21 protein-coding genes are annotated in these 21,545 nt (G+C 51.9%); 12 read left to right on the forward strand and 9 right to left on the reverse strand.

All coding sequences use genetic code 11. From position 1 onward, the window contains the following. The first annotated feature begins 18 nt into the window (after positions 1–18). Both GW591_RS12950 and GW591_RS12955 read left to right on the forward strand, forming a co-directional pair. Positions 19–687: an AzlC family ABC transporter permease gene (locus tag GW591_RS12950; protein ID WP_013576896.1), complete on the forward strand. Its 669-nt coding sequence runs from the start codon at positions 19–21 to the stop codon at positions 685–687. After that, the gene (locus GW591_RS12955; protein WP_013576897.1) at positions 684–1,007 is read left to right on the forward strand and encodes an AzlD domain-containing protein; all 324 of its coding nucleotides are present in this window, start codon (positions 684–686) and stop codon (positions 1,005–1,007) included. Before GW591_RS12950 ends, GW591_RS12955 begins: the two co-directional genes overlap by 4 nt. 50 nt (positions 1,008–1,057) lie before the next feature. On the opposite strand, the gene GW591_RS12960 is transcribed toward GW591_RS12955, so the two are convergent. After that, a complete protein-coding gene (locus tag GW591_RS12960) occupies positions 1,058–2,419 on the reverse strand; it encodes an APC family permease (RefSeq protein ID WP_013576898.1) in 1,362 nt (453 codons plus the stop codon). A 607-nt stretch (positions 2,420–3,026) separates the two neighbouring features. Between GW591_RS12960 and GW591_RS12965 the strand changes: the two genes are divergently transcribed. Beyond that, positions 3,027–3,833: a helix-turn-helix transcriptional regulator gene (locus GW591_RS12965; protein ID WP_166860771.1), complete on the forward strand. Its 807-nt coding sequence runs from the start codon at positions 3,027–3,029 to the stop codon at positions 3,831–3,833. Here the strand turns inward: GW591_RS12965 and GW591_RS12970 are convergent. Continuing rightward, positions 3,820–4,458, reverse strand: coding sequence for a LysE family transporter (locus tag GW591_RS12970; protein ID WP_166860773.1), 639 nt, complete (start codon positions 4,456–4,458; stop codon positions 3,820–3,822). The two genes, GW591_RS12965 and GW591_RS12970, sit on opposite strands and share 14 nt — an antisense overlap. Continuing rightward, positions 4,455–5,747: a hypothetical protein gene (locus GW591_RS12975; protein WP_013576901.1), complete on the reverse strand. Its 1,293-nt coding sequence runs from the start codon at positions 5,745–5,747 to the stop codon at positions 4,455–4,457. The genes GW591_RS12970 and GW591_RS12975 overlap by 4 nt, the downstream gene beginning before the upstream one ends. Before the next feature lie 155 nt (positions 5,748–5,902). On the opposite strand from GW591_RS12975, the gene GW591_RS12980 reads away from it, so the two are divergent. The 4 genes from GW591_RS12980 to GW591_RS12995 all read left to right on the forward strand — a co-directional run bounded on the left by GW591_RS12980 (position 5,903) and on the right by GW591_RS12995 (position 9,546). Continuing rightward, complete coding sequence (locus tag GW591_RS12980) at positions 5,903–6,562, forward strand: DUF1345 domain-containing protein (protein ID WP_013576902.1); 660 nt, start codon at positions 5,903–5,905, stop codon at positions 6,560–6,562. Positions 6,563–6,716: 154 nt separating this feature from the next. Beyond that, positions 6,717–7,535, forward strand: coding sequence for a transporter substrate-binding domain-containing protein (locus GW591_RS12985; protein WP_126125126.1), 819 nt, complete (start codon positions 6,717–6,719; stop codon positions 7,533–7,535). Further along, positions 7,535–8,359: an amino acid ABC transporter permease gene (locus GW591_RS12990; RefSeq protein ID WP_037033345.1), complete on the forward strand. Its 825-nt coding sequence runs from the start codon at positions 7,535–7,537 to the stop codon at positions 8,357–8,359. The genes GW591_RS12985 and GW591_RS12990 overlap by 1 nt, the downstream gene beginning before the upstream one ends. Positions 8,360–8,403: 44 nt before the next feature. After that, on the forward strand, positions 8,404–9,546 hold the full coding sequence (locus GW591_RS12995; protein WP_013576905.1) for an aminotransferase class I/II-fold pyridoxal phosphate-dependent enzyme: 1,143 nt from the start codon (positions 8,404–8,406) through the stop codon (positions 9,544–9,546). An 88-nt stretch (positions 9,547–9,634) separates the two neighbouring features. Here the strand turns inward: GW591_RS12995 and GW591_RS13000 are convergent, their stop codons facing one another. From GW591_RS13000 to GW591_RS13020, 5 genes are all read right to left on the reverse strand, one after another. Next, complete coding sequence (locus tag GW591_RS13000) at positions 9,635–11,419, reverse strand: chitinase (protein ID WP_015690387.1); 1,785 nt, start codon at positions 11,417–11,419, stop codon at positions 9,635–9,637. A gap of 289 nt (positions 11,420–11,708) precedes the next feature. Further along, complete coding sequence (locus tag GW591_RS24235; protein ID WP_013576907.1) at positions 11,709–11,975, reverse strand: phage holin family protein; 267 nt, start codon at positions 11,973–11,975, stop codon at positions 11,709–11,711. 265 nt (positions 11,976–12,240) lie between these two features. Next, complete coding sequence (locus GW591_RS13010; RefSeq protein ID WP_013576908.1) at positions 12,241–13,182, reverse strand: LysR family transcriptional regulator; 942 nt, start codon at positions 13,180–13,182, stop codon at positions 12,241–12,243. A gap of 142 nt (positions 13,183–13,324) precedes the next feature. Next, positions 13,325–13,867, reverse strand: a complete 543-nt coding sequence (locus GW591_RS13015; protein WP_015690389.1) for a glycoside hydrolase family 108 protein — start codon at positions 13,865–13,867, stop codon at positions 13,325–13,327. A 22-nt stretch (positions 13,868–13,889) separates the two neighbouring features. Continuing rightward, on the reverse strand, positions 13,890–14,336 hold the full coding sequence (locus GW591_RS13020) for a winged helix-turn-helix domain-containing protein (RefSeq protein ID WP_112197481.1): 447 nt from the start codon (positions 14,334–14,336) through the stop codon (positions 13,890–13,892). Between the two features lie 447 nt (positions 14,337–14,783). Between GW591_RS13020 and GW591_RS13025 the strand changes: the two genes are divergently transcribed. Next, positions 14,784–16,865 carry a glycosyl hydrolase family 18 protein gene (locus GW591_RS13025; RefSeq protein WP_166860775.1) on the forward strand — a complete coding sequence of 694 codons (2,082 nt, stop codon included), beginning with the start codon at positions 14,784–14,786 and terminating at the stop codon, positions 16,863–16,865. A 61-nt stretch (positions 16,866–16,926) separates the two neighbouring features. On the opposite strand, the gene GW591_RS13030 is transcribed toward GW591_RS13025, so the two are convergent. Continuing rightward, the gene (locus GW591_RS13030; RefSeq protein WP_015690392.1) at positions 16,927–17,823 is read right to left on the reverse strand and encodes a LysR substrate-binding domain-containing protein; all 897 of its coding nucleotides are present in this window, start codon (positions 17,821–17,823) and stop codon (positions 16,927–16,929) included. A gap of 117 nt (positions 17,824–17,940) precedes the next feature. Here GW591_RS13030 and GW591_RS13035 point away from each other — a divergent pair, with 117 nt between their 5' ends. The 4 genes from GW591_RS13035 to GW591_RS13050 all read left to right on the forward strand — a co-directional run bounded on the left by GW591_RS13035 (position 17,941) and on the right by GW591_RS13050 (position 21,532). Beyond that, positions 17,941–19,437: an MFS transporter gene (locus GW591_RS13035; protein WP_013576913.1), complete on the forward strand. Its 1,497-nt coding sequence runs from the start codon at positions 17,941–17,943 to the stop codon at positions 19,435–19,437. 414 nt (positions 19,438–19,851) lie between these two features. Next, positions 19,852–20,397: a Csu type fimbrial protein gene (locus tag GW591_RS13040; protein WP_013576914.1), complete on the forward strand. Its 546-nt coding sequence runs from the start codon at positions 19,852–19,854 to the stop codon at positions 20,395–20,397. A 62-nt stretch (positions 20,398–20,459) separates the two neighbouring features. Continuing rightward, complete coding sequence (locus tag GW591_RS13045) at positions 20,460–20,978, forward strand: Csu type fimbrial protein (protein WP_013576915.1); 519 nt, start codon at positions 20,460–20,462, stop codon at positions 20,976–20,978. 8 nt (positions 20,979–20,986) lie between these two features. Beyond that, complete coding sequence (locus GW591_RS13050) at positions 20,987–21,532, forward strand: Csu type fimbrial protein (RefSeq protein WP_013576916.1); 546 nt, start codon at positions 20,987–20,989, stop codon at positions 21,530–21,532. Positions 21,533–21,545 lie beyond the last annotated feature (13 nt).

Genomic DNA, 21,545 nt, shown 5'->3' on the forward strand with positions numbered 1-21,545 from the left:
TCGTTATGGGATGAAATTATGTCTGCGCGTTTCTTTTCACCGTTGGGGAATGATGTGCTTAAAGCCATCTTTCTGGTGTGTCTGGCCGATGGTCTGGTCGGCATTTCTTATGGCTCGCTGGCGGTCGCAGGCGGTTTCCCGCTGTGGGTGCCGCTGATGCTTTCGCTGCTGGTGCTGGCAGGGGCGTCGGAGTTTCTATTTATCGCCATCGTCGGCGGGGGTGGCAGCCCGTTTGCGGCGGCGGCGGCCGGATTGCTGGTCAATGCGCGCCATTTACCGTTCGGGATTGCGGTGAAGGATCTGGTCGGCAGCAAAGCCATGAGCTGGCTGGGTTGTCACATCATGAACGATGAAAGCGTGGTGTTTGGCATCTCGCAATCTACCCATGAAAAACGCAAAACCGCCTACTGGTTATGCGGTGCAGGTATCGCCTTATTCTGGCCGGTCAGTGTGATGGCCGGGGCGTACATCGGCCAGTTCATTCCGGATATCAAAGCCATCGGCCTTGATGCCGTGTTCCCGGCCATTTTGCTGGGGTTGATTTTCCCGGCGCTGCGCAGCCGCAGAACGCGCATACCCGCTACCTCCGGTGCGCTGATTTCGCTGGCTGCGGTGCCTTTCGTTCCGGCCGGTATGCCGGTGCTGTTTTCCCTGCTCGGATTGCTGGCGTGGAGGAACCGAAAATGACCTCACACAGCCTGATGATCGCGGGAATTGCGGTGCTCGCCGCCGGAACATTTCTGATGCGCGTGGCCGGTTACCGGCTGGGTTCACGCCTGAATTTCTCCCCTGCAACTCAGACAATGTTATCGGATGCGGCGACCACCTTATTGCTGGCGGTGGCCGCTACGTCGGCGCTGTTCGAAGGTCAGCATTTCGCCGGATACGCGCGGGTCACCGGCGTCAGCGTGGCGTTGTTTTTAGCCTGGAGAAAAGCGCCGCTGATGGTGATTATTATTGCGGCAGCAGCAGTGACGGCGCTGCTGCGCGGGTTCGGCATTCAGTAGGCAGAAACAAGAATGGCTCCCGCAGGAGCCATTTTCACACCAGTGATGAGTTACGCTACGTCTTCGTATTGCGGTACCGGATTGCGGAAGCTTTTGGTCATGCAGGCCAGATAGATAAAGCCGATTGCGCCCCAGATCAGGCCGAGCACCATCGAGCCTTCTTCCAGATTCACCCACAACGCACCAACGGTCAGCGCACCGCACAGCGGCAACAGCAAATACTGAATATGATCCACAACGGTTTTGTTGCGCTGCTCGCGGATCCAGAATTGCGAAATCACCGACAGGTTCACAAACGTGAATGCCACCAGCGCACCAAAGTTAATCAGCGCCGTGGCGGTGACCAGATCGAAATTAATCGCCAGCAAGGCAATGGCGCCGACCAGCAGCACGTTGAAAGACGGGGTGCGCCATGTCGGATGGATATAGCCGAAGAAGCGTTTCGGGAACACGCCATCACGGCCCATCACATACATCAGGCGGGAAACGCCCGCGTGGGCTGCCATACCGGAGGCCAGCACGGTGATGCTGGAGAAAATCAGCGCGCCAAACTGGAACGCCCGGCCTGCCACCTGCAGCATGATTTCCGGCTGTGAGGCGTCCGGGTCTTTAAAGCTGGAGATATCCGGGAAATAGAGTTGCAGGAAATAGGTCGCCGCAATAAAGATCACGCCACCAATTAAAGCGGTCAGGAATATCGCCCGCGGGATCACCCGTTCTGCGTCTTTGGTTTCTTCCGACAAATTACTGATGCCGTCAAAACCGGTGAAGGAGAAACACAAAATGGTCGCGCCGGTAATCATCGGCACGGTATGCGCATTTTCACCCCAGAACGGTTGGGTGCTGGCGAGCGTGCCATAGCCGGTGCCGTGATTCACGCCATAAATCACCATGCCGGTGATCACCGTGATCAGCACAATCTGCAAGACAACAACCAGCGTATTAATGTTGGCGACCGTTTTGATACTGCGCAAATTCGACAGCGTCATAAAGCTGACCAGTACGACGACAAATATCCACGACGGCACCGACGGCACCAGCGCTTCAAAATAGATTTTTGCCAGCAGAATATTGATCATTGGCGCGAATAAGTAATCAAGCAGCGACGACCAGCCGACCATAAAACCGACCACAGGATGAATGGCTTTTTGCGCGTAGGTATACGCAGAACCGGCGGAAGGATAGCGGCGCACCAGCTTGCCGTAACTCAGCGCGGTGAACAGCACGGCGATCAGCGCAAAAGCATACGCCGTCGGCACATGGCCGTCCGTCAGGCCGGAGACAATACCGAACGTATCGAACAGTGTCATGGGTTGCATATAGGCCAGACCTATCATGACAACCGGAATCAGCGTAAGACTTTTACGTAATTCCACGCGGGAAGGGGACCCTGTGACGAGGTTATCCGACATGATGTTGATTTCCCATGACGGAGAACGCTGCATATAAAGAGTGCTGCACCATTTATGATTCCTTGCGACAAGACTGTCGGTATCTGAAAGTAAATATCTATCCGGTACTTAGCCCGGCCTCTGGTATTTGAAGGTTTGCTTAATGAAGAATGCGTAGTTCAATGAACGAAAAATGAGTCATCCCCGTTTTGCGGGGCGCATATTTTGCCTTATTAAGTATTGAATTTACAAGCCGGATAAGAATAAACACGGTCAATAAATAAAACAGGCAGTCAAAACGAGCACGTATTGTCAAAGTCGTTTGCCGGTGGTTTTGCTAATTGTTTTTATCCTGTAAAACAAAAATGAATTCCCCGTTATTGCCGTTATCAAATATCGGCAGCGCGTGGGTGAAAATAACGACTGCGGCTATTAATCAACATTCATACAACATTCCGCCGGGTCCCGCTGCCCGGATTGGCGAATGGGCAAAATCTGAAAATTTGGCCTGTTGCGATGAGAGATGAATTTTCCTCGCTTTTGTGGTTAACAATTTGTGCTATAAATTTCATATAAGAAAAACCAATGTAGCCTCTTTTCCGCACAGCAAAGATTTTCGGAGTGCAACGTGTCTCTTTCTATTTCTGAATGGACGATGGCTAATGAGATTGAATGCTCGCACCTGACAGCGAGCAATTCTTCATTTCCGCGTCATACTCACGACGAATATGTCATCAGTGCCAATCTGACCGGTACGGAAGAAATCTGGCTGCACGGCAAAACCGAACTTGTGCGCGGCGGCGATATCACGATTTACAACCCGGTCACCGTTCAGTCGTCGCTGTTCGGTAACGACAAGGTCGAATTTCTCAGCGTGCATATTCCGCAGGCTTTACTGCGTCAGGTGTCGGTCGATCACAATCTGCGTTCCGATCACTGCGCGCCGGTGTTAACCGAAGGCGTGCTGAGTAATCCCGCGCTGTTTTCGGCACTGTGCCATTACAAACGCACGCTGAACGACGACGATCAGGAACAAAATTTGTTGTGGCTGCTGGGGGCATTGCTGGAAGAACCCGCCAGAGAGCAGGAACAGTCTTTGCGGCCGATTACGCTGGCGCTCGATTTTATGCGCGACCATCTGACCCGCAAAATCCATCTCGATACGCTGGCGCAAATCAGCGGACTGAGCAAGTTTCACTTTGTCCGCCTGTTCCGCCAGCACATCGGCATGCCGCCGCTGCAATACCATATGCAACTGCGTTTGCTCGAGGCCAGAAATCAGCTGCGTAAAAATAATAATGCGCTGGATGTGGCGATAGGGCTGGGCTTTTATGATCAAAGCCATTTCATCAATACGTTCCGTAAGATGATGGGGATCACTCCCCATCTTTATTCGCAGTCACTTCACGCGTCGCAGGTACTTATACCAAGATGAACTCCCGATAACCGCTGATCACCACATACAGCGCAAAGTAAGAGAAGATCGCCGCTGAGGCTACATACGAATATTTCAGCATTTTGGCGCCCAGCATTTTTCCGCCAAGGCTGCCGACGGAACAGATCACCATCGTCCAGAACACACCTGCAATAAAGAAGCCGCCCAGGAACCACGAGGCATTCGCCGTGCTTCCCTGCCCCATGCGGGAGATCAGTGCCCCGCCGACGGCGGCAAACCACAAAATAGCGGTGGGTGAAGACATCGCCAGTACGATGCCGCGACCAAAATTCCGAATAACAGAACGTGGCTGCGCGCTGTCACCGGCGCTCAGATCCTCAGCAGGCGCGAGCGCGGCGCGGATCATTTTGTAGGTAAACCACATCAGCATCAGTGAACCGCCGACCCACAGCACCCAGCGCACACTCTGGTATTGCAGCAAAATGGTCATCCCGGCCAGCGCCAGCACCGCGTAAATTAAGTCGCCGATGCAGGTGCCGATGCCCAGCCAGAATCCATGAAAATACCCCCGCTGCATCGCCAGTGTCATCATGGCGATATTAGCAATCCCAATGTCCAGACACAGCGACAGGCTGAGTAAAAATCCATTTGAAAACGGCATCATAACGGGACTCTCTTAATTAACTGGTTGTATTCAATCATGTCATTGGTTGTACCGAGGCGTGCCATCAGGATTTCGACATCTTCCGGATTAGTGTGCGGACAATGTTGCAGCATGAACGCCTGCGCACGCTCCGCATCGCCCCCCAGCAGCGCTTCGCTCATCAGGCGGGTCAGATCGGCCATTTGCGGGTAAAACAGCGCCGGATGGAAATCAAGCGTCTCCGCCGACAGCTCAATGCAACCGTGTTCGCGCAGATAGTTGAACTGGATCCAGGCCGCACCAGCATCCGGATAACTTGACGGGCCGCGGCGCAGATAGCGCAACATTTCGAGGAAATAGATCCGCGCCAGCACGGTCCGGTCGAGCTGCAAACCGGTGGCCACCTGCGGCGTGAGGCACATCAGCAAACCAAACTGATCGGCCAGCGCTTCCTGCACTATCATCGATCCCCAGCGATCAATTTTGCTGAGTTTCGGAAAGACGTTCTCGTTACGCACCAGAGAATGCCCGAGGTCGTGCCCGCGGAACCAGGCAATCAGATAACGCTGGCACACATCACTGTCTGGCAGCATGTCTTCGGCCCAGCCCATTTTGGCGGCTTCGGTACGTGAAAACAGCTCGAACAATTGCTGATACGTATTGGCAAACACCACGGTGCGTTTGACCGGCGAATACTTCAGCCCCTCGTCTTCCGGGAAGAAATAGGCAAAATGTTTGGGATAGGTATTGGCTTCACCGGCAATGCCAAAGAGGTTGATAATTTTGTATGCGCAGCCTGGCATCGCCAGTAAATCGGCGGCGATTTCCTTTTGCAGATACAGTAAGCTTTCCGGAAACAGGCTGTCCATCACGTCGGAAACTTCCTGCAAAACCGGGGCAGGTTCACCAAACCACGACGAATAAAAACTCTGTTTGGATTTTCCCACCCAGGTGGACGTGTTACCGATGCCCAGCACCAGTTGCTGTTCCTTCAGGCCAGCAATTTGCGGTAATACCGTTTTTCCGCAACTGTCATCTGCCAGCATTTCCGCCCGTAAAAACAGTCCGCGCCGGGTATCGGGATCATCAAACAGCGGCGCTAAACGGAAACACTGAATCGACATCTCTTCACGCAGGGCATCCAGCAAACGGCTTTCACAGGCCGCTTCCAGCTGGTTGATGGCTTCGGTCAGACGCAGGCAATAATGAATCGTTTGCAAAGCTTTAGGACTTAAATTTTCCGGGGCATCCAGATCCATCATGGATACCTGATATGCCGGGGCGGCTGGCCAAAATGATGTCGTAAACATAGTTTCAAACCCTTGAGCGCAATGGAGAGAAACTACTTAAACACTCCCCTGCGGCGGGGTATTGGAAGAAATTGCGCATAAGTCTGCACGCCGGATATTGCCCCCGGCGACTACAGTTAATCTATCCCCGTTTCTTTTACCAGGTGCCTGACATCATGAGTTTCTCTCTGCGCCATTATCTGCACGTTCGTGGCCGTTTACTGATTTCTATTGTTGCTGGTCTGATTTGCTTCTTCGCGCTTCCCCCGCATCTGGGAATTTTGCAGCGGCTGATGATTGGCTGGAATGTGCTGGCATGGATGTACCTGTTTTTTCTGTGGTTTCGCATGCTTCGCACCGAAGCGAAGGATATCCCGCACATCGCTAAGACGCAGGATGAAAGCGCCAGTCTGGTGCTGACGCTGGTCACGCTCACCTGTCTGGTGAGCATTCTGGCGATCCTGATGGAACTCGGCTCGCTTAAGGCGCTGACGGGAAGCGCAAAAACCCTGCATATCTTGCTGACCGCGACTACGCTGATTGCCTCGTGGGCGCTGCTGCCGACCTCTTTCGCCATGCATTACGCGCATCATCACTATCTGCGGCAGACAAAAGACATCACGCCGATGATCTTCCCGGAAAAGCCTGAGCAGCCCGGCTACTGGGATTTTCTCTATTTCTCCTTCACCATCGCCGTCGCCTCACAAACCGCCGACGTCGCGACCGGCACCACCGATATGCGCCAGATTGCCCTGTTGCAGTCGGTCATTTCCTTTGTCTTTAATCTGGCGATTTTAGGGTTGTCGATTAACGTCGGGGCGGGATTACTGAGTTAACACCGGGTTGAAGTAATGCGCTGTCATTGGGAGGATTTCCCGCAGAGTTCACTGTAAGTCAGAAAAGGTTTAATTTAGACTTCTATACGTCTAAAAGTTAGTGTAGGTTTTCACAATAAATTCCCATTCTGGTTACGTTTAAGGAACTCCATTTATGCGCACTCCGTTTGTAGCTGTGACTCTCCTTGCCGCCACACTGTTTTCTGCTGCCTCATTTGCCGGTGCGACGCTGGATCGCGTGACCCAAACCGGTGTGCTGCGCAATGCGATCGTTAACGATTACCCGCCGTTTGGTTTTATTGATGATAATAACCAACTGGCCGGTTTTGACGTGGATGTGGCGAAAGCGGTGGCGCAGCGCATGGGCGTAAAACTTGAAATCATCGCACCGGGCTGGGAAACGATTGTCGGCGGCAAATGGCAGGGTCGCTGGGATACCTGTATCTGCTCGATGACGCCAAACACCGAGCGCGCCAAAGTACTGGATTTTCCGACGCCGTATTACAACTCTCCGGCGGTCTTAGTGGTCAATAAGAAAGACGACCGCATTAAATCGGCGGCCGATCTGAGCAATAAAAAGATTGGCGTCGGCATTGGTTCAACCTACGAAACCTATCTGCAAAAAACGCTGGTGATCCCGGGCAGCAAACCCATCACATTCCCGTTCAATAACGTACACGTGATCCCTAGCGACGAAGAAGTGGCGTTCCAGAATCTGGCGCTCGGGCCGGGTGTGCGCCTCGACGGCGTGGTGTCAGATTTAGCCACCGCGAATGCCCGCATCAAACGTGCGCCGGTGTTTAAAATTGTCACCGAGCTTTATGCTGAACCGAACTGGGTAGCCACCGACAAAGGTGACGCCGAATGGGACAAGAAAGTGGCCGATACCATCAAATCGCTGCGCGACGATGGCACGCTGGCGAAAATCTCTCAGCACTGGCTGGGTGAAGATATTACCCACGAGGTACCGTAATGCCACAAATCCCGGACAGCCAGCCGAAAGTGGAAACGCCGGAGCGCTGGCACCACGCACATGCGTTTAAATTTAAAACCGGGCTGACGTGGCTGATTTTGCTCAGCCTGCTGCTCGGCGCGTTCAGCAAAATGGGGCTGGACTGGAGCCTGATTGGGCAGAAATTGCCGTTCCTGCTTGGCCTGCGCCTGTCGCCGGACGGCTTTATTCAGGGCGCGGCGCTGACCATAATGATCACCGCCTGCTCGATGTTTTTCTGTCTGCTGATTGGCCTGATAACCGCGCTCGGCCGGATGTCTGAAAATGCGCTGGCGTTTGGTTGTGCGACGTTTTACGCCTCGCTGTTTCGCGGCACGCCGCTGCTGGTGCAGGTGCTGATTATCTATCTGGCGCTGCCGCAGGTGGGAATTGTGCTCGGGGCGCTCAGCTCGGGCATTATCGCTCTGTCGATGAACTACGGCGCGTATCTGGCGGAAACTATCCGCAGCGGCGTGCTCTCGGTGCCGCGCGGTCAGCAGGAAGCCGCGCTGGCGCTCGGCGTGTCACGCTGGACGGTGGCCGTTCACGTCACCGCGCCGCAGGCATTGCGCATCATTATCCCGCCCGCCGGGTCGATGTTTATTTCGATGCTGAAAGATTCGTCTCTGGTGTCACTGATGGGGCTGTGGGAGCTGAATTTTCTGGCGCAATCCTACGGGCGCAGCACCTACCGTTATATGGAAATGCTGGCGACCGCTGCTGCGATCTACTGGATTATGTCGATCGTGCTGGAACTGCTGCAAAGCCGCCTTGAGCGCCGCTTTGCGCAAGGCCACCGCCGCTAAACTTTTTATTTTCAAATGCTCTGACTTCTTATCGCAGGTATATCATGGCTTTTCCTGAAGATTTCCGTTTAATCAGCTATCTCTCGCGCCTCGAACACGCTGTGCGTTTTCCGCTGTCCTCTTCCTATCCTGAATCGATGAGCCTGGATACGTTATTTGAACTGGCAGGGAAAGAACACCGCGCGCCGTTCATGCAGACCATGCTGGATTATCCGCCACTGCGCGGAACGCCGGAACTGCTCGACGCCATCGCCTCGACCTATAAAAATGTCACCGCGCAGGACGTCATCAGTTTTGCCGGTGCCGACGAAGCGATTTACGCCAGTTTTCAGATGTTGCTCAAATCCGGCGATCACGCCGTAGTGATCACCCCAAATTATCAGTCGCTGGAAAGCGTGCCGTTATCGCTGTGTGACGTCACCGGCGTGGCGCTTGATGAAAATAACGACTGGGCGCTGGATACTAATCAAGTCCGTGACGCATTGCGCGCCAATACCAAAGTGCTGGTGATTAACTTTCCGCACAATCCGACCGGCGCGCTGATTAGCCGTCAGCAACTCGACGAACTGATCGGGTTATGCCGCGATCGCGGGATCTGGATTTTCTCGGACGAAGTGTACCGGCTGACAGAGTTTGATCCGGCAGACCGGCTGCCGCAACTGGCGGATATTTACGAACGTGGCATTTCGCTGAACGTGACCTCCAAAGCTTACGGATTACCGGGGCTGCGCATCGGCTGGGTGGCCTGCCAGGATAAAGCGTGGATGCGGGAACTCGAGCGCATGAAGCAGTATCTGTCGATCTGTAATTCCATGCCCGGCGAGTTTCTCACCACGGTGGCACTCAATGCCCGCGCACCGATCCTTGAACGGGTGATGGAACGCTCGCGCCGCCAGCTCGTAACACTGACTCAATTTCTGGCGCAATACCCGCACCTGTTCAGGCTCAGCGTGCCGAAAGCCGGTGTGCTGGCGTTCCCACGTTTTACCGGTGAGCAAGGCGCAGAAGCCTTTGCCACACAACTGGTGGAAGAGGCCGGTGTGATGGTGATCCCTTCTGTCGCCTACGCATCAGAACTGAACAGGGTGTCGGAAGATTTTCTGCGTATCGGTTTTGGTCGCGAAAATCTTGATGAAGCACTGGGTGAAACGGGGAGATGGCTGGACAAACGCGGCCAGCAGGGATGAAAAAAATGGGCGCGGAAATCGCACCCATTTTAGTTTTCCCCGATGAACGGAAACCGGACTTGCCATTGATTTGTTAATGACTTACATGTTACTTACAGGCTTTGATCTCTTTCCACTGTGACCATTCGCCAGTGAACGACGGGTTACCTGGCTCATTGTTCTGAGTCCAGTAATTCGCGAGATACTCCTTACCTTTCCAGTTAACACTTTCTCCGCCGTTATACACTTTACCGGCATCCCAGTTGTCAGCGCAGCCGGTGCTGGTGCCTTCATCAGGGATCGGCAATACCTTCGGTGTGACCGTCAGCACGTAGGTGGCCACACTGCTTTTCTTCCCATCGGACACGGTGAGGGTAAAGTTGAAGCTTTGCTTAGCGGTGACCACGGGTGCGACAAAACTCAGCGATTCACGATCGTGACCGGCGAGGGTGGACCCGTTCGGCAGCAACCAGCTGTAGGTCAGTTTATCGCCGTCAGCGTCGGTAGATTCTGCTGCATTGAGCGTCACATTCGCCTGGCTTTCCACATCACCAATCGGACCGGAGAGTTTTGCCACCGGCGCTGAATTGCCGTCAGCCGGGGCTGGTGTCGGTTCCGGTGTTGGTGCTGGCGTCGGTTCAGGAGCAGGTGTCACCGCTTCTTCTTTACCGGCATCATCGACCACTTTCACGTTAAAGAAGTGCTGGACGCAGCGTTTGTAATCGCCCTCTTTGAACGCGGAGAACGGCGTCTGATAACCGACCAACTGACAGGAATACGTCAGGCCAGTTGGCGTTTCTGATGACCATCCCCAGTCCTGTTCCCAGTACTGCGGCAGCGCACCGGCGCCACCTTCATCAAACTGTTTCATGTTTTTACAGCCCAGCACTTCATTAGCCGGAACCGGCACTTTCAGGTATTCCGCTTCGCTTTTGTAGTAGGAGATACGGTTCAGGCCCTGCGCGATTTCCTGCGAGCCACCGCACTCAACACCGCCATTGATGATCTGAATAGTCACGCCGAATCCCGGCACCAGACCGTTGGCTTTGTCACGATCGTTCGGCTGCCAGGTGCCGTCGATCACATGCAGCATGCTCGGCTTCGGTGCCTGCGGCGTGACGTAGAAGAATACCGCACTGGCAAGGTTCAGCCAGGTATCCGCCACCAGTTCCGGTTTATCCAGCAGGGTTCTGACCGTGCCGAACATCGCATCGGAGAACGGGCCGTAGTTATAGTTATAAGAAAGTTGTTTGGCACCGCGACCGAAGTAGCTGACAAAATCGCCGTCGGCATCTTTGCCGCAAGGCCAGGTTTGTCCCTGCCAGACATTCGGATTACATTCGCCGTTATAGCCGCCTTTCTGCCCTTCTTTCCAGCCCATTTCTCGCAGATAGACCAGCCCCTGACGCCATTCGGCTTCCGGGCGCCAGCTCTCGTGGCCGCCGGTTTCCTGTGCGAAGTGTGCAAACATGGTGGCAAGGCCTTTACGGCAAATGGCATCCGAATCACGTCCGTCGGTATACGTTCCGCACACGGCCGGGAACTTGCCGATGGCCTGCAGGAATTTGGTGTAGGTATAGCTCGGGTCACGCAGCGGGAAAATGTGTTCCCACTTATCACTGCCCAGAATGCTGTCCACCCGCTTCACGTTAGCCGGGTTATCGCTGCGGCCGGGAGCGATTTTATCGACGGAAGCATTATCCAGTGTGCGGATAGACGCCTTAACCTCCTGCATCAGCGGGTTTTGAGTCAGGCTGTTTTCTTTTTTAATCAGATCACTTTCTTTGATGACATAGGGATCCGACGTATCGGCTGCCATTGCCGGAGCAACACAGGCCATCAGACAGGAGAGTGTAATAAGATTCAAAAGGTATTTATCTTTAGTTCTGCGCATAAGGACAACCTTATATAAATAGTCGAAGTTAAATGCTGAAAATTATTTCTGCATAACATTAACCGGTCAGAGTTTCTGTACTGCCCCCTGCCCTGTCAGTCAAAAGGCTAATCGCATAAGCGCATACAGGCTAATAAAAACAAAGCCATAAACATCATAAAAAACGGATGATATTTATTAAAAACCACTTATAAATTTATTCGAAGAACAATAAAAAATGCGGACTGATCACCCGGAATCAGTCCACATACTTATGAACAAACTTTGAATACTTAGTGAATAAAGTTGTTTACCGTTGGGCCAGTGTAAAAGTTCCCGCCAATTTCTTCACCCGGTCCCCTGCCAGAATTAATAGTGGCCCGCCTAACACACCGCCTATACCGGAGGTCATCAGGATCATGTTAAAACCCATATCCCTTTCGATGAAAACGATGCTTAGCAGGAAACCTGTGAAACACGACACAACGATTTGCGTAAAACATTTATAAACATCCTCCACAGTGGGCTTACTTTTGCAGCGCATGATAAATCGCACCAGGCCACCCCAGGATGACATAACTAATATAGAAACTAATAACTCAAATTATATAAACACAACTTCGTTAGCATGAAGACTGATCATGACGAAAAACCTCATAGATTAACTAATAAAGATTGAGATAACTGCGACAATGATAATCCGGCCATCATCAAAGCCATAATCACTTCAGTTCAATAATTAATTTTGATAATCCGGCGCTGATTTTTTATTAAAAAAAAATCATTAAAAAATAAACAAACACTCTCTTAAATCACGTTAACCACATTTCTTGCCACATCCTTCATATTGATTCCGCGCTTTTCAGCTGTGACATCACCAGATGAACATAGCGTCGCTTACTGCTGTTTGAAAGGTAATTCATGTAGACCGGAGAGTCCTTTATTGAAATTTCTTTAGGTAGATCAAAGCACTTTAACTTGCAATGCCGCTCCCTGATAAAGTAATCCGCCAGCACCCTGGGTAACACAGTGAGCATATCACTGCGTTCGAGCGCGCTGATGATACCGTTGATGGAAGAAGAGCGGTAAATGACTTTAACCAGACCCGCGTAAGGTGCATTAATCGTCAACGTCGTGCCGAGAAGACCGGTAAAATCATTATAAATACCGTCGTTATAGACAGCGTGAGGTAATGCGTAGTAATGCATTAACGCCAGTTCTCTCTGGTTGGACAATAAACTGCTGGCACCGCACAGGATAACAAACTCATCCATGGCATCAATTTTTATTGAGGTGATTTTCTCATGATTCAGAGCATGATGCGAAATAACAACATCGATATTTGCCTGTAACAAACTCCTTACCATTTCATCACTCTTAATATTCGTTGAATTAGAAAATTCGACCTTTACTGACTTTCCACTTTCGTTCTTATACATCCGGTTAAAATAATAGTCCTCCAGAACATCCGGACACATTACCCGCAATATGGCACCCGATGGCCCTTCGGTTCTTGAGGACTGTAAAACATCTTCAATAATCGTAATGGCGTTGACAAAAGAATCATGGATATCCAGCGCAGTGGCGGTGGGTTTCAGACCCGTGGCCGTGCGGTAAAACAGTTCTTCACCCAGATGTCGTCTGAGCTTATTTATCGATAAGCTTACTGCAGAAGGTGTAAGATTCAGATTTTCTGCTGCTTTTGAAATATTCCCAGAAACAATCACTTCATTCATTATCTTGATAAGATTGTAATCAAAGTTAATTGTACTTGACTCGTTCATTATTTACTCTCCAGATAAAGGGGGCGTTTGCTTCGAAATAAATAATACAGCTCTTTATGCATTCAGTTTTCATAAAAATCCACCTTTAATATTGTGAAGCGTTTTGAGTTGCGTACGTATTAATCACATATCCCGAGCATATTTAAAGCGTTATCCGCCCCTTCATCCAGCCGTAAACAAACGACTCATTCGCACTACGCCCTTCTGCCAACTCCAGGTAACGTTGCCCCTGACTGCAATTAATAGAAGTGATTAACACGCCCGCTCCCTCGGTGCCACGCTTCTCAATGAACTGTGTTAACGCCTTTAGCGTACCGGGGCCGATTTTGCCGTCCACGACGATATCACCATAATATGCTTCACCGTGATTAAATACATTCAGCCAGCGCTGCAACCATCGGATACCCACTGCCGGTCCCATGTTGGTGCCGGTGTCGCACAGTTCCAGCGCCAGACCTGGCGCAATGGCATACACTTTGTCGAATCCCGGCTGATACCAGTAATTCTTTTCAAGGATCAGATAAGCATCTTCTTTCGTGAAATCGGTCATTTTTCCGGTATAGCCATAACTGCGGGCCGTTTTTTCGGTGATACCCCAATGCGTCGGGCCACCGGTATCATTCGGGTGGTCTACATAGCCACCTTCGTTTTTCAGTACGGAATTAATCACAGGGTTAGTAAACATAAGGTCTTCCTCCGGACAACAGTTAAAGTTGAAACGTCAGAAACAACGCGGTACCGATTAACAGTACCGACACCAAAAAACCAAACATCAGTATCCACGGTCTGAGGTTCTTAACCGGTGATACCTTCTCTTCCATGACTTCCACAGTGGCCGAGGTACTGACACGAATGCCTGATTTCGGCACAGTAATGAAGAATTCATCCAGCCCGGCAAATTTAAGATCGCGGCGGATTAAATAAAGGGTCTGGGTCAAACTGGCATCGCTGGTGAATTTACTGCGGCTTCCCCATAACGCGACAGAGATGGCCTCTTTTTCGATCACTTCATCTTTTGCATGTTCAATAATATAACTCAGGCAACGTGATCTCATTGAAGTCAGTTTAATATTCACATCACTGTGAAGTTTTTTAAACTCCTTGGTTTTTTCATTAAAGACATATTCGCCATTTATAAGATATACAGCCATCATCCTCTCTCCTCCATTATTTCAGCCATTTGTGCCTGCCCCTTAATCTTTGCTGATGATTAAGCGTATCTGTTTTTATTATTTTCACCACAGGCAATAGGATTAATATTAAGTATTTTAGTTAAGATGTGACTGAATCAAAAAAAACGGGGGGATATTAAGTAAAACTCAAAAACCACTTAATTCTCACTCAACATGCAGAAAGCATTCAACAAGCTGAAAATCAATGCTTTTTATGATTAATTTGTGATATGTCTTTTTATCATCAACGTGATTATTGATGACGATAAAACCCGCTAAATTTCTCCGTTCAAAAAACAACCATAAATTTTATATTAGTCAATTTTATTTATATCTCAATATGATTTGTCGGTTTTTATTTCCGGATCGAATATATCCACCAGCAGCAACCGGCTGTTTATGTACTCATTCAAAATTTAGGAAAATACTATGTCTACCAGCAAAATCATTAAGACCGACGAGTTAACCCAGTCCTCTTATACTCTGGACGGTTTTAATCCAGCCACAGAAACTGAAAATTACAGCTATACGTCGGCACGTGTGACGAAACCGGTTTATAACAAATACAATACGGCGAATAAGCCAAAAGTATTTGGCTATTACACCGACTGGTCACAATATGATGGCCGTCTGCAGAATTCGCAGGCAGGCAAAGAAGCCCGCGGCCGTGGTTTTGACCTCGCAAACATTCCACCGACTGCTTACGACAAAATCATCCTTGGTTTCGTTGGGATTGTTGGCGACCAGGGTGAAAAAGCCAATACCGTGGCCAATGCCGCACAACAACTGGGTAAAACCACCCATCAGGCGACGTTCCTGGATCCGTGGGGTGACTTTGGCTCCTCCGTCAATAACAACCTGGACAATCCGGGCTGGGTGGAACTTTCTCCGGCCACCGCGACGCAAGCCAATGTAAAAGGTCTGGTCGGTGGCTTACGTGACCTGCAAAAACGCGCCAAAGCAGTGGGTCATGATCTGGTGCTTTCGATGAGTATTGGTGGCTGGACGTTAAGTAACGGCTTCCACAATATGGCAAAAACCGCAGAAAGTCGTACCATCTTCGCGAAAAGTATTGCCAGTCTGTTCACCCGTTTCCCGATGTTCAGCGAAGTGGATATCGACTGGGAATACCCGGGCAACACCGGGAATAACAACCCGTATGATGATAATGATGGCGCGAACTATGCGCTGCTGATTGCTGAAATCACCAAACAGATGGCCGCCATCAAACGTTCTGATGTAAAAATCAGTATTGCCAGCTCCGCCGTGGTCACTATTTTGGAAAAATCCAACGTTCCGGCCCTGCTTGAAGCCGGTCTGTACGGCGTTAACCTGATGACCTATGACTTTTTCGGTACGCCGTGGGCAGAAAAATTGTCGCATCACACCAATTTACATGCATTGGTTGAAGGCGGCTGGGGCATTGACACCATCATTAACTATCTGCTGTCGAAAGGGTTCCCGGCTGACCGCATGAATGTCGGCTATGCGGCCTATTCCCGTAACGCGCAAAATGCGGTACTGGAAAGCTATTCTCCTTTAGAAGGTACCTATACTCCTGTTGAAGGTAAAACCACCGTCGGTACATTCGAAAGCGGTACCACCGAATGGTACGACATGGTGAATAACTACCTGGATCTGGAAAATCAGTCAGGACGCAATGGCTTCCAGGTGTATACCGATCAGGTCGCTGATGCTGATTATCTTTATAACAAAGACACCGGCATTTTCATGTCCATTGATACCCCACGTACCGTGCGTGAAAAAGGCCGTTATGTGGTTGAAAAAGGACTGGGCGCACTGTTCACCTGGACTATCGATCAGGACAACGGTCTGCTGGTCAATGCGGCACGCGAAGGTCTGGGTTGTACTATCCAGAATCAGGTTATCGATATGGCGCCTTTCTACTTTGAAGGTGTCAATATCGACGGTCAGGTTCCGGAAGATGAAGTCCCTTCAGAAACCAATACTGCGCCTACCGGTGATATTGCCCTGCAGGTGTTCAGCGGTGCCAAAGTGCGTCTGAGCGCGGCAGGTTCTGCCGATAAAGACAACGATAAACTCACCTACAAATGGACTGCACCAGCCGCCATCGCACTGTCCTCGTACGATGCGGTCTCCGCAGACTTCACCGCACCAGAGCTGGTCAGTAAATCTGACTTCAACTTCACACTGGTAGTCACCGATGAACACGGTGAAAAATCGGTATCGAAAAGCATCGTGGTAACAGTGCTGGGTAACGCAGCCGTTGAGCCAGAGCCAACACCGGAACCGACACCGGAGCCGACCCCTGAGCCAACGCCTGTGCCAACGCCTGTGCCAACGCCAGAACCTACACCAACGCCTTCTCCGGCAGGCAAATATGCCACCTGGGATGCCAGCAAAGTGTACAACACCGGCGACAAAGTCAGCCTGAACGGTAAAGACTACCAGGCCAACTACTGGACGCAGGGCAATCAGCCGGGCAAAGCCGAATTTACCGGCGAATGGTCACAGTGGAAGCAAATCTGATCTCTTGGTGACATGTTCTGATACGCGTTAAAACATCTCACGGGGCCTTGTGCCCCGTTTTTTATGCGGTTGTGATATCTCCCAGGACCTGTTTTTCGGTCAGAAAATCAATAAACACCCGCACTTTTGGCAGCATATGGCGGCTGCTCGGCCAGACCACCGAAAACTTCCCGCCTTCTTTTAAATACGCAGGCAGTACCGAAATAAGCTCACCGGATTCAAGATATGGCCGCACGATGAATTCCGGCACATACGCCAGCCCCAGTCCCTGTATCGTCGCCTGTAAAATCGACTCCAGATTATTACTGCTCAGTGCCAGCGGCAGTTCCGGCGGCGTCACGCTGGTCATCTCCCATTCCTGCCATTGTCCGTTGCCCGGAAAGCGGTAGCGCAGACAAGCGTGCTGATAAAGGTCGTCAGGCGTAAGCGGCGCAGGATGCCTGGCGAAATAATGTGGCGCGCCGACAATCGCAAAACGAAACGGCCCGAGGCGGCGCGACATCATCTGCGAACTGTTCAGTTCGCCGCTGCGGATGGCGATATCAAATCCTTCATCAATGACATCCACCATGCGATCACTGAAATCCAGATCCAGCTCAACATCGGGATAACGCTGACGGAATTCCGGCAAATGCGGCAGCAGTATGCGATAGCCGATAGCCGGCGCGGTGATGCGTAATTTGCCGCGCGGCACAGCGGAGATCCGTACCAGTTCCTGTTCTGCCTCTTCCAGTTGCGAAACAATATGCTGGCAGCGTTCAAAAAATAGCTGGCCCTCATCGGTCAGGCTGATACGCCGCGTACTGCGGTTGAAGAGTCGCACACTGAGTTTTTCCTCAAGGCGCGCCACGCTTTTCCCCACCGCCGAGGCCGAAATGCCCATGCGCTCCGCTGCTGCGGCAAAACTCTGACTTTGGGCAGCGCGAACAAAGGCCAGCAGGCCGTTGAGATTTTCCATTTTCACTCCTGTTTATTCGAGCGATTTAGTCCGCAATCCTCGGACTTAAAGCCTGTTTCCGCCATATTCAAGACAATTTATCATCACTGTTATACCCCAATATCAGGAAAGCGAACAATGACCTCATCTTCATCAGGCAGCCTGCAGGTGCTATTTACCGTGTGTCTGGCGGCGGTAATTTTGCCGCTCAATTTTGTCAGCGGTGCGGTGGCAACACCCGCCATTGCCCGTGAACTCGGCGGCAGCGCGCAGGCACTGAGCTGGATCACCAATTCGTTCATGCTCACATTCGGCTGTTTTCTGATGGCGGCCGGGGCGCTGGCCGATGAACTGGGGCGCAAAAAAGTGTTCGTCAGCGGCGTTTCTCTGTTTGCGCTGTTGTCGTTACTCCAGGCTTTCAGCAGCAGTTTGCTGTGGATTGATTTACTGCGCGCCGCGCAGGGTATTGCTGCTGCCGGTGCGCTGGCCGGTGGTGCGGCTGCTTTGGCGCAGGAATTCGATGGCGCAGCGCGTACCCGGGCTTTCAGCCTGATGGGCAGCAGTTTTGGCATCGGACTGGCCTTCGGCCCCTTTCTCGCAGGCGTGCTTATCGCAAACTTCGGCTGGCGTTCGGTGTTTTTCTCCGCGACGGTGATTGCCGTTCTTTCCCTGATAACGGGCGCCGGAAAAATGCGTGAAACGCGGAATCCGCAGGCATCCGGCATCGACTGGCCGGGGACGCTGTCCTTTACCGCCATGCTGGCATTGCTGACCTGGGCGCTGATGGAAATTCCACAGTCTGGTCTGCACAGTACACGGGTACTTTCCCTGCTGGGAGGCGCGGCGCTGTTGCTGGCGGTATTTGTGGTTGTTGAGCTGCGGGTGAAAAACCCGATGCTGGATTTATCCCTGTTCCGTTATATCCGTTTTATCGGTGTGCAGGCACTTCCGCTGGCGACGGGTTTCTGTTTCGTGGTGCTGCTGGTGGTGTTGCCGATGCTGTTTATCGGGGTCTCCGGACTGAGCGAAGAACGCGCCGGGCTGATGATGATGGCACTTTCTGTCCCGATGCTGATTGTGCCACTGCTGGCCGCGTGGCTGACGCGCTGGATTTCGGCAGGCGTGTTGTGCACATCAGGTTTGGTGATTGCCGCCGCCGGTTTGGGCTGGCTCAGTCAGGCGGTGCTGGCGCAGGATGTCACAGGCATGATTGCGCCGATGGTGGTTGTCGGCATCGGTACCGGTTTGCCATGGGGGCTGATGGATGGACTGTCGGTGAGCGTCGTGCCGAAAGAACGGGCGGGCATGGCAACCGGCATTTTCAGCACCACACGCGTGGCCGGAGAAGGCATCTCGCTGGCGATTGTCGGCGCTATTCTGTCGATGTTAACGCACAACGCACTGGCGGCCCGCTTTACCGGCGATGCGATCAGTCCGGAGGCCATCAGCCAGGCGGCGCAACGGCTGGCGACCGGTAATCTTACCGTGGCACAGCAGCTTATTACACAAGCCAGTACGGCACAGCTTCAGCAGCTTTATGCCGTCTCATTGCATCCCTTACTGTTGTGTCTGATGGCGATTACGCTGTTCTCTGCGCTGCTGGTGTTGCTGGCGCTGCGCGGTAAACATCAGTAGCACTGTTAACCAATCGCGGAAAGAAACCCATGTCCATACAAAAGTAAATGTTAAACACCTTCATCTTTTTGTTTAGGTAACACAATAATTAACCAATAAAAATCAATATAAACAGGATTAAAATTTTATAATTTGTAATTTATAGAATTTTTATCCTTATTGACAAAAATAATGAAAAGAGTCCCTTAAGGTAAATTTATTAACTTATATTTAACCATGACTGCGTTTTTCATCATGCACATAAGGTCAGGGCTCCGCTCCGTTGTGAAGGGAAAACATAATACCCGGCCTGCACGCTGTTTATTACCGGCTTTTCTTGCCGTTTTTTTGCGTTAACTATTAACCACCAGAGGATTTCCACATGCAACGCCGTTGCATGAATACACATCCGTGTAAGTTATTTTGGGAGTCATCATGGGCGAAAAAAAATCATTATTACTGGCCGTGCTTTCTGCGGCGACGCTGACTTTAGTCGCAGGTGCACAGGCCGCCGGTACCTTAACAGGCCAGGTAGGCGTTCAGCTCACCATCAGCACAGGTTGTACTGTCGGTAACGGCACATCAACGGGGGGAACCAACCAGTGGGGTACGCTGAATTTTGGTAACTACGCGGATCTGACCAGCGTTATTAACGGGACCGTATTCGGCGCTGACGGCACCGGTGCCGTCACCATCGCCTGTAGCACAGGACTGACCCCGACGCTGTCACTGAACGGCGGACTGGCGGCAACCGGCGGGCTGCGTTCCATGACATCCAGCGGCAACAGTATTCCTTACCGCCTCTATTCCGATACCGCACGTACCACCGAAATCGCGATTAATACGCCAATTACGCTCACAACAGGGACCACGGCGCAAAATATCCCGATTTACGGTCGTGTGCTGCCTGCTGACCAGACCAGCACCACGCCGGCTGCAGGAACCTATAACGATACCGTTGTTGCCACTCTTTCCTGGTAAGCGTTTTTCCCTCAGCGCCGGTTCCGGCTCTGACTGGCTTTCGGTTCAAGGAAGGAAAAATCATGGACATCAAGGTACTGCGGCTACTGCCTGCCACCCTGCTGGTGTCGGTGCAGTTGCACATTCCGCTGAGTCAGGCGGCAACAATAGGCATCAGTGCCACGTTGCTGCCCGCCTGTGAAGCGGGAACCACGACGTCCGGCAGCACCCGTTTCGGTACGCTGAATTTTGGCAATTATGCGTCGCTCAGCAGCGCGGTGAATGCTACCAGCACACAACTGGCGGGTTCGATCCGCGTAAAATGTGTGAGCGGGCTGACCTACAAAATTGTCATGGATGGCGGCAGCAGCGGTGTGGTTACCGCCCGCAGAATGGTCAATACCACCAACAGCGCCGAGACGCTGCAGTACAACCTTTACACCTCGGCGGCACGCACCACCGTGTGGGACAACACCACCGGCGTCAGCGGCACCGGTAACGGCGCGGATCAGTGGAGCACGGTCTATGGCCGCGTTCCGGCACAGACCACCCCTGCCGCCGGTGTTTATCAGGATACGGTGAATGTCACCGTATCCTGGTAGAGGTGACGATGCCTGCCAGACTGCGTTTTCCGCCCGTGTTATTACCGATGATGTTATTGCTGCTGATATTGTGCAGTTCAGCGCGTGCCGCCACGGCAACCACGACGTTTACCGTTTCGGCGACCCTCACCAATGGCTGCGTATTTGGCAGCTCGCTTGCCAGCCCGATCTCCAGTCTCGGCACCCTCAACTTCGGCTCCCTGTCGGACATCACCAGCAACGTCGATATTGTCAGCAGCACGGGCGCAGGTTCCGTGGTCGTCACCTGCACGCCGGGTACCTCCGTCAGTATTGCCATGGATTACGGCACTCACGGTGGCACCGCCACACGCCGCTATATGCAAAACACCACCAATACCGATCTGCTGGGCTACCAGCTTTTCCGCGATGCCGCCCGCAGTCTGGTCTGGGGCAATGGCGCGCTGGTGATGTCCATCCCCAGTTTTCCGGATACCTCGCAAACCTACCCGGTTTATGCACGTTTATACGCTGTGACCCCTCTGCCTTCCGCCGGGACGTATACCGACACCGTCACTGTCACGTTAACTTATTGAATCATCAGGATAT

Origin of the sequence: Rahnella aceris, assembly GCF_011684115.1 — a bacterium.
Lineage (GTDB): Bacteria > Pseudomonadota > Gammaproteobacteria > Enterobacterales > Enterobacteriaceae > Rahnella > Rahnella aceris.

Coding starts and splice junctions, on each gene's coding strand:
- GW591_RS12950 (WP_013576896.1), top strand. CDS start 19: ATGTCTGCGCGTTTCTTTTCACCGTTGGGGAATGATGTGCTTAAAGCC.
- GW591_RS12955 (WP_013576897.1), top strand. CDS start 684: ATGACCTCACACAGCCTGATGATCGCGGGAATTGCGGTGCTCGCCGCC.
- GW591_RS12960 (WP_013576898.1), bottom strand. CDS start 2,419: ATGTCGGATAACCTCGTCACAGGGTCCCCTTCCCGCGTGGAATTACGT.
- GW591_RS12970 (WP_166860773.1), bottom strand. CDS start 4,458: ATGATGCCGTTTTCAAATGGATTTTTACTCAGCCTGTCGCTGTGTCTG.
- GW591_RS12975 (WP_013576901.1), bottom strand. CDS start 5,747: ATGTTTACGACATCATTTTGGCCAGCCGCCCCGGCATATCAGGTATCC.
- GW591_RS12980 (WP_013576902.1), top strand. CDS start 5,903: ATGAGTTTCTCTCTGCGCCATTATCTGCACGTTCGTGGCCGTTTACTG.
- GW591_RS12985 (WP_126125126.1), top strand. CDS start 6,717: ATGCGCACTCCGTTTGTAGCTGTGACTCTCCTTGCCGCCACACTGTTT.
- GW591_RS12990 (WP_037033345.1), top strand. CDS start 7,535: ATGCCACAAATCCCGGACAGCCAGCCGAAAGTGGAAACGCCGGAGCGC.
- GW591_RS12995 (WP_013576905.1), top strand. CDS start 8,404: ATGGCTTTTCCTGAAGATTTCCGTTTAATCAGCTATCTCTCGCGCCTC.
- GW591_RS13000 (WP_015690387.1), bottom strand. CDS start 11,419: ATGCGCAGAACTAAAGATAAATACCTTTTGAATCTTATTACACTCTCC.
- GW591_RS24235 (WP_013576907.1), bottom strand. CDS start 11,975: ATGTCATCCTGGGGTGGCCTGGTGCGATTTATCATGCGCTGCAAAAGT.
- GW591_RS13010 (WP_013576908.1), bottom strand. CDS start 13,182: ATGAACGAGTCAAGTACAATTAACTTTGATTACAATCTTATCAAGATA.
- GW591_RS13015 (WP_015690389.1), bottom strand. CDS start 13,867: ATGTTTACTAACCCTGTGATTAATTCCGTACTGAAAAACGAAGGTGGC.
- GW591_RS13020 (WP_112197481.1), bottom strand. CDS start 14,336: ATGATGGCTGTATATCTTATAAATGGCGAATATGTCTTTAATGAAAAA.
- GW591_RS13025 (WP_166860775.1), top strand. CDS start 14,784: ATGTCTACCAGCAAAATCATTAAGACCGACGAGTTAACCCAGTCCTCT.
- GW591_RS13030 (WP_015690392.1), bottom strand. CDS start 17,823: ATGGAAAATCTCAACGGCCTGCTGGCCTTTGTTCGCGCTGCCCAAAGT.
- GW591_RS13035 (WP_013576913.1), top strand. CDS start 17,941: ATGACCTCATCTTCATCAGGCAGCCTGCAGGTGCTATTTACCGTGTGT.
- GW591_RS13040 (WP_013576914.1), top strand. CDS start 19,852: ATGGGCGAAAAAAAATCATTATTACTGGCCGTGCTTTCTGCGGCGACG.
- GW591_RS13045 (WP_013576915.1), top strand. CDS start 20,460: ATGGACATCAAGGTACTGCGGCTACTGCCTGCCACCCTGCTGGTGTCG.
- GW591_RS13050 (WP_013576916.1), top strand. CDS start 20,987: ATGCCTGCCAGACTGCGTTTTCCGCCCGTGTTATTACCGATGATGTTA.